Consider the following 4,830-nt stretch of genomic DNA (forward strand, 5'->3'; position numbering starts at 1 on the left):
GAACAACAACAGTCAATGTGGGAGAATAAGACCCAGAGTGTTCCTCAAAGAATTGTAAGTTTAACTCAACCGCATATTCGTCCAATAGTGAGGGGAAAAGCAGGAAAACCAATAGAGTTTGGAGCTAAACTCTCAGTAAGCTGTGTAGATAACTATGTGTTTCTAGGCAAAATAAGTTGGGAAAACTTCAATGAATCTTGTCATTTAAAAGAACAAGTAGAAAAGTATAAAGAAACGTTTGGCTATTATCCCGAATCCGTCCATGTAGATAAAATTTATCGAACTAGGGAAAACAGAAATTGGTGTAAGGAAAGAGGGATAAGAATCAGTGGTCCGAAGTTAGGAAGACCTCCGAAAAATGTCAGTGAAGAAGAAAAGAAACAAGCCCACTCCGATGAATGCTTCCGTAATGCTATTGAGGGAAAGTTTGGACAAGCTAAACGAAGATTTAGCCTAAATCTCGTGATGACAAAACTCCCTGAAACCTCCATTACATCTATTGCTATTACATTTTTAGTTGTCAATCTTTCTAAACTTCTGAGGCAGTTTTTGTCGCTTTTTTTGTCCTTATTTACTAATAATAGAACAGGGAAACTCATTAAACCGCTTTTCATTAATTTTGATTATACTTTAAACAATTTTTATGTGCTAAAACTTATTGATTTGTCAGAAAATTCTTGGTCAAAAGTGGCATAAATTTTGGAGAAACTTTTTCAGCAAACCCTATTTAGCTTGAAAAGATTTTAGTTCAGAGTTAATCATCAAATTTACAGCCCACAATAAACCACCAATAACGATGGAAATGGCTGTGATAGAAACGCTGATTGGGAAGACATTAACAATTAATTTATTTAAGGTAACAAAACTCCCCCTTTCAAATTGAACCTAGATTTAGTGGGGGAGTATCTCAAACAGACTCTCGTTGTTTAATCAGAGAAATAGCCCTAGTAACACTCTCAGGGAAGACAACAACTAAACCCCCTTTATCCACCTTATCTAAGCCATAATTGATGGCTTCAGTTTCATCCAAAATAGCTTCATAATCTGCTTGAGGCTTTTCGCTTAAAATACCCTTAATAATCAAATCAGCAGCTTCACCACGATCGCGGCCTCGTTTATCATCGTCTTCTTTAACAATAATGCGATCGAACACCCTGGCTGCAATTTGACCTAAAAGAACTAAATCCTCATCACGGCGATCGCCTGGGCCCCCCACAACCCCTAACCGTTGTCCTTGCCAGTTTTTAACAAACTCTCCTACAGCTTCGTAACCGGCCGGATTATGGGCATAATCCACCAAAGCGTGATGCTCTCCTAAATTAAAGAGATTCATACGTCCGGGGGTTTGCTCTGCCGAAGCAGTAAAAGTCCTCACCCCTTGCCTAATATCTTCGATATCCACCCCTTGAGAAAAGGCAGCCAGACAAGCAGCCAAAGCATTAGCAATCATAAACGGGGCCATTCCCCCCATAGTCATTGGTATATTAACCGCTTCTTCAATTCTCAGGGTAAATTGTCCTTCTAAAATAGAAAGATAACCATTTTCATAAACCGCCGCTAAACCATCCCGACGTAAATGATTTTCAATAATTTCGTTGTCAGGGTTCATGGAAAAATAAGCCACTTTGCCCTTGACTTTTTCCGCCATAGCTGCTACCAAAGGATCATCAGCATTGAGTACCGCGTGACCGTCTGGGTGTACTACCTCAGCAATAACCCCTTTTACCTGGGCCATTTGTTCGATGGTGTTGATATCTCCCAACCCCAAATGATCGGCTGCCACGTTCAAAACAATACCCACATCACAACTATCAAAAGCCAAACCCGATCGCAGAATACCACCCCTAGCACTTTCCAAGACAGCAACTTCCACGGTGGGATCTTTCAAGATCATGGCTGCACTAAAAGGCCCCGTATTATCCCCTTTTTCCACTAAATAGTCCCCAATATAAACACCATCCGTACTGGTATAACCCACCACCTTACCGGTTTGACGGTAAATGTGGGCGGTTAGACGGGTAGTAGTTGTCTTGCCATTGGTGCCGGTAATAGCGACGATGGGGACACGACTGGGGGTATCCGGGGGAAAGAGCATATCCATAACCGGAGCGGCCACATTGCGCGATAAACCTTGAGAGGGGGCCACGTGCATCCGAAAACCGGGGGCTGCATTTACTTCCACAATCACCCCATCCACTTCTTGTAGGGGTTTGCTAATATCGGGAGTTACCACATCAATACCCATTATGTCAAGGCCAATTATTTTAGAAACCCGTTCAGCCATCCAGAGGTTTTGGGGGTGGATCTCGTCGGTGCGATCGATGGGCACACCTCCGGTGCTGAGGTTAGCTGTTGCCCGTAAATAGGCGACTTCTCCTTTATCTAAGACAGTTTCTAAACGTAATCCTTGTTTATCGAGTATAGCTAAGGAAGTTTTATCGACTTTAATTTTGGTTAAAACGTTATCGTGTCCTTCTCCCCGTCTAGGATCTTCGTTGGTTATAGCAATTAACTCTTCGATGGTATGTTGACCATCTCCCACCACACTAGCTGGAACCCGTTCGGCCACTGCCACCAACTTACCGTTAATCACCAATAAACGATGATCGCTGCCCTTATAAAACCGTTCGACAATAACGGAACGAGTTTTGGACTCCTTACTAGCGAGATCGTAAGCTTCTTCTGCATCCTCCCAACTGTTAACATCGATGGTTATGCCCCGGCCATGATTAGCATCGAGGGGTTTAATGACGATGGGATAACCCCCCACATCGGCGATGGCACTTTCTAGTTCTTCAAAAAATTGGATGGTGGTGCCTCTGGGGACGGGAACCCCGGCATCTAGGAGGATGGTTTTGGTAGCTTCTTTATCACAGGCTAATTCTACGGCGAGAATACCGGAATAGTCGCTGATGGTGGCTTGAATACGCTTCTGGTTTACTCCATAACCCAACTGTACCATTGCCCTAGCACTGAGGGGCATCCAAGGAATATTTCTCGCTTCGGCTTCGGTGACGAGGGTTTGAGTAGAAGGTCCTAAAGCTGCATTGGCCTGTAAATCTTTGAGATCGCTGAGGTCTTGTTCTAGTTCTTTGAGGGGATAACTTCCTGTCTCGATGATGGACTGACAGAGACGAACGGCCGCCCTTCCTGCGTAACGGCCAGCTTGTTCGTCTACGTATTCAAAAACGACGTTATAAATTCCTGGTGTAGCGGTTTCTCTAGTCCGACCGAACCCCACGGGCATTTTAGTTAATTCCTGTAATTCTAGGGCAACGTGTTCGACAATATGCCCCATATAAGTGCCTTTTTTCACCCTTTCAAAGAAGCCTCCTCGATGGCCAGGAGAACAATAATGCTCAACCAAACTAGGCAATATATCCACCAAGCCTTCGTAAAAGCCAGGAATTTGGTTTGAGGGTCTTTCTGCTAAGTCCTCCAAGTCCAGACGCATAACGATCAGTTTCTTGCGCCTAATACTCCAATAGTTGGGGCCGCGTAGGGTCAGGGTTTTTAATATTTTCATACTCGCCGTTTCTCTAAAAAAGCACGCTTGAGGACACAGAAGCAATATCCTAATGATATTCTCGTTTCATTAGGGGAAATAGCTGTTCACACTGAACAGTTTTTATGTTTGTTTATTGTACTGGGCTACTAATTTTGGCAATACATTGATGTTGATGGAGATGATAACAGTCTCCGTGGGAGAGGATATTTACTCTGAGGTTATGGAGACTTAAGGGTTCTGTAGCTGAGATGTCTGCTTGGTTGGTGTAGCTCATATCTCGACCATCAACAATAGTCACCGTTCCCTTGCCCACGATGCGCATTAGGCCATCTCTCTCAAATAGGGCGCAGGTGTCTTCATCGATACCGATACCGAGTCTTTCGGGATGGGTTGATAAGGCACTCAATAAACGGGACATACGGTTGCGGTTATGAAAGTGCTGATCCACAATAATCTCAGGAATAATTCCCAGTCCCATGGCCATGTCTACTAAAGCTCGGTTGGGAGATTCTCCACTGCTGCCTCCGGCAATCATATGATGTCCCATCACGGCGGACCCGGCACTGGTTCCCCCCAAAGATATTTCACCAAGCTGTACCCGTTGTCTTATTCTTTCCATCAGGGGGGTATCGGCCAATAAGCCACACAGTCTTAGTTGATCCCCTCCTGTCATAAATACGCCGGTACATTCCTCAACGTATTCCTTAAAATAGGGGTCGTTTCCTTGGTCGCGATCGCGGATGTCTAAAACTTTAACGTATTTCGCCCCCATTTCTTCAAAGATACTTTGGTATCTCTCTCCGATTAAAACCGGTTCTCTCGAAGCAGAGGGAATGATGGCAATGGTAGCATTGGTGCCACCGGAACGAAACCAAAAGGTGTGCAGAATTTCTTTACCATGCACTTTGTCTTCTGCGCCACCAATAACTAAAATGGCCGTGGTTGTGGGTTGGGACATGGGGCTTGGTTGGGATTGAGTCTCTAATTGCAACATAATCTTATCTTTTCAGCCAAAGAAGTATCGGTACGTTTGCGCTTGTTAGTCATAATAGGGATTAGGAGCAGATTATGCCAACGTTAACCCTTGGTACTTACTAAATTTTTGGCCCGTTTCTCTATCCATTTACGGCTAACTAGGTCGAACAGTAACTAATATCATTTTGAACTTATACGAATACTGTAACCTGGTGCCTTACTTATTCCTGATTTTACTCGGCGTAAGCTGGTGTAAGAACGGTGGGTGGAAACGCTGTTACTGGCACCCGGATTCGGGGAAACACACGCGGAAACCCTAGGGGGGCTCGATTGTACCGACATTTGTG

Annotated in this window: 2 protein-coding genes and 1 pseudogene; 1 reads left to right on the forward strand and 2 read right to left on the reverse strand. The window is 44.2% G+C overall.

Translation table 11 applies throughout. The features are described from left to right. Window positions 1-696, forward strand: a pseudogene (locus CWATDRAFT_RS29755) (IS5-like element ISCwa2 family transposase); the annotation flags it as partial. Window positions 697-907: 211 nt separating this feature from the next. Here CWATDRAFT_RS29755 and cphA read toward each other — a convergent pair. Beyond that, window positions 908-3,526 (reverse strand): cyanophycin synthetase, encoded by a 2,619-nt coding sequence (cphA, locus tag CWATDRAFT_RS29760; RefSeq protein ID WP_007308444.1) that lies wholly within the window; start codon window positions 3,524-3,526, stop codon window positions 908-910. 112 nt (window positions 3,527-3,638) lie between these two features. After that, a complete protein-coding gene (locus tag CWATDRAFT_RS29765; protein WP_007308443.1) occupies window positions 3,639-4,502 on the reverse strand; it encodes a cyanophycinase in 864 nt (287 codons plus the stop codon). Between the last annotated feature and the right edge of the window lie 328 nt (window positions 4,503-4,830).

It is taken from the genome of Crocosphaera watsonii WH 8501 (genome assembly GCF_000167195.1).
In the GTDB taxonomy this organism is placed as follows: Bacteria; Cyanobacteriota; Cyanobacteriia; order Cyanobacteriales; family Microcystaceae; genus Crocosphaera; species Crocosphaera watsonii.